The organism is Acidisphaera rubrifaciens HS-AP3 (assembly GCF_000964365.1).
Classification (GTDB): domain Bacteria; phylum Pseudomonadota; class Alphaproteobacteria; order Acetobacterales; family Acetobacteraceae; genus Acidisphaera; species Acidisphaera rubrifaciens.
In genome coordinates this window covers 1-2,043 of the sequence record NZ_BANB01000373.1, presented here as the reverse complement: position 1 = coordinate 2,043, position 2,043 = coordinate 1, and the positions used below count along the sequence as shown (strand labels likewise).

At 71.3% G+C, this 2,043-nt stretch carries 3 protein-coding genes; 1 reads left to right on the top strand and 2 read right to left on the bottom strand.

From position 1 onward, the window contains the following. On the top strand, positions 1-586 hold a 586-nt coding region (locus B8460_RS11325; protein ID WP_048861705.1), incomplete at its 5' end, for an acetamidase/formamidase family protein. Positions 587-593: 7 nt separating this feature from the next. Here the strand turns inward: B8460_RS11325 and B8460_RS11320 are convergent. After that, a complete protein-coding gene (locus tag B8460_RS11320; RefSeq protein ID WP_048861706.1) occupies positions 594-1,568 on the bottom strand; it encodes an isopenicillin N synthase family dioxygenase in 975 nt (324 codons plus the stop codon). Positions 1,569-1,573: 5 nt separating this feature from the next. Next, positions 1,574-2,043, bottom strand: a 470-nt coding sequence (locus B8460_RS11315) for an amidohydrolase family protein (RefSeq protein WP_048861704.1), incomplete at its 5' end; no start/stop codon positions are given.

Sequence of the window (2,043 nt, the reverse complement as noted above, 5' to 3'; positions counted from 1 at the left end):
GCCCGATGCGGCGGCGGCCGTGCCCGACGATCCCGCGATCGCCGCGACCGCCATACGCACGATCGCGCCGCACGAGACGGGTGGCAACGTGGACATCAAGCAGCTGACCGCCGGCGCCACGCTGTATCTGCCGGTCTATCAGCCGGGCGGCCTGTTCTCCGTCGGCGACGCGCATTTCGCGCAGGGCGACGGCGAGTCCTGCGGCACGGCGGTCGAGACGAGCGCGCTGTTCACCGCCCGCTTCGACGTGCTGAAGGGCGAGGCGCAGCGACGCGGCCAGACCGATCCGTCATTCGAGCATCCCGGCTATTTCACCAAGCCGGAGATGGCCGCGCCGCGGCGTTTCTATGCGACGACCGGCATCCCGGTCAGCCGCAACGGCGAGCGCAACGAGAGCGAGAACCTGACGATGGCGGCGCAGAACGCGCTGCTGAACATGATCGACTACATCGTGGACACGCGCGGCCTATCGCGCGAGCAGGCGTACTGCCTGACCAGCGTGGCAGTCGACCTGAAGGTCAGTCAGGTAGTGGACGTGCCGAACCTGATCGTCTCGGCCTTCCTGCCGCTCGACATCTTCGAATAGGGCGCGATCAGGCGGCGGCGGGATTCTGCGTCGTGCTGAACAGCCGCGCGAGATGGGCGCCCGAGGTGGTGGGCGGGTATTTCGCCGGCCCCGGCACGAGGCTTTCGATCGGCGCGTCGTAGTTCGGGTTGTGGAAGAACACGAGGCTGAGCCGCCGGCTCGCCGCCCCCGCCGCGGCCGGCGGGTTGACGACGCGGTGCAGGGTGCTGACCCAGGTATCGTTGGTCCAGCGCGCCATCAGGTCGCCGATGTTGACGATGAACGTGTCCGGCACGATCGGCACGTCGCGCCACGCCCCCTCGGCGTTGCAGACCTGCAGGCCGCCGGGCCGGTCCTCGGTGCACAGGATCGTCAGGCTGCCGTAGTCGCTGTGCGCGCCCGCGCGTATCTGCCCGGGCAGCGGCGGGGTCGCCGGCGCCGGGTAGTTGCGCACCCGCAGCCGGCTGATGTGGCGGTCGATCAGCGGATCGAAATGCCGCTCGTCCAGATCGAGGGCACGGGCGAAGATGCGCATCAGCACCGCCGCGAGCCCGCCCATCGCGCGGTAGTAGTCCGACCATACGTCGCGCAGCGCCGCCGGCCGCGCGGGCCACAGGTTCGCCGCGAAATGCGCGCCGCCCGCCGCGGCATAGGCGGCATCGGGCGCATCGACCGGGCCGATCATCAGGCTTTCATTGAGGTCGCCCGCCGTCGCGGACGGATCGCGCGAGCGGCCGACGCTCTCTTCCTCCATGCCGATATAGCCGCGCGCGACATTGGGCGCGGGGCGCGCGACGCGGCGCTTTTCGGCCAGCGGTAGGTCGAAGAAGTCGCGCGCAGTCGCGCGGGTGGCATCGACCAGCGCCGGGTCGATGCCGTGGCCGCCGATGACGAGGAAGCCGATCTCGCGGCAGGCGCGATCGACGGCGCGCGCGACGCCGTCCGGGTCGCGTCCGTCGCGGAACGGCGCGATGTCGATGACGGGCACGTCCAGCATGGGCATCGGCGTCACTCCTGTGGCGGTCGGTGCAAGGTCACCGGCTGGCGGGTGAACGTCATCCGCCCGGCCTTCATGCCCCACAGCGGAGGGGCGAGTTCGGCAACCGCCGCGGCCTCGTCCGGGGCGTCGAACAGCACGAGGTCGGCGGCCGCCCCTTCCCGCACGCCATAGCCGTCGGCGCGCAGCAGCCGCGCGGCCGCGTCGGTGACCATGGCGAGGCAGTCGGCCATCTCCTCCGGCCGCCCGACATGGCAGACATTGGCATAGAGATTGGCCATGCGCAGCAGGTTCGCGTCGCCGTACGGCGTGAACGGGTTGAGCACGTTGTTGGTCGAGACGCTGCACGTCACGCCCGCCGCCCGCAGCCGCGCGAGCGGCAGCACGCCGCGCGGGACGGCATGGCCGTGGCTGCGCCCGCTGAGGAACAGGTCGGTCGCCGGCAGCACCGTCACCGCGACGCCCGCATCGGCCAGCCGCC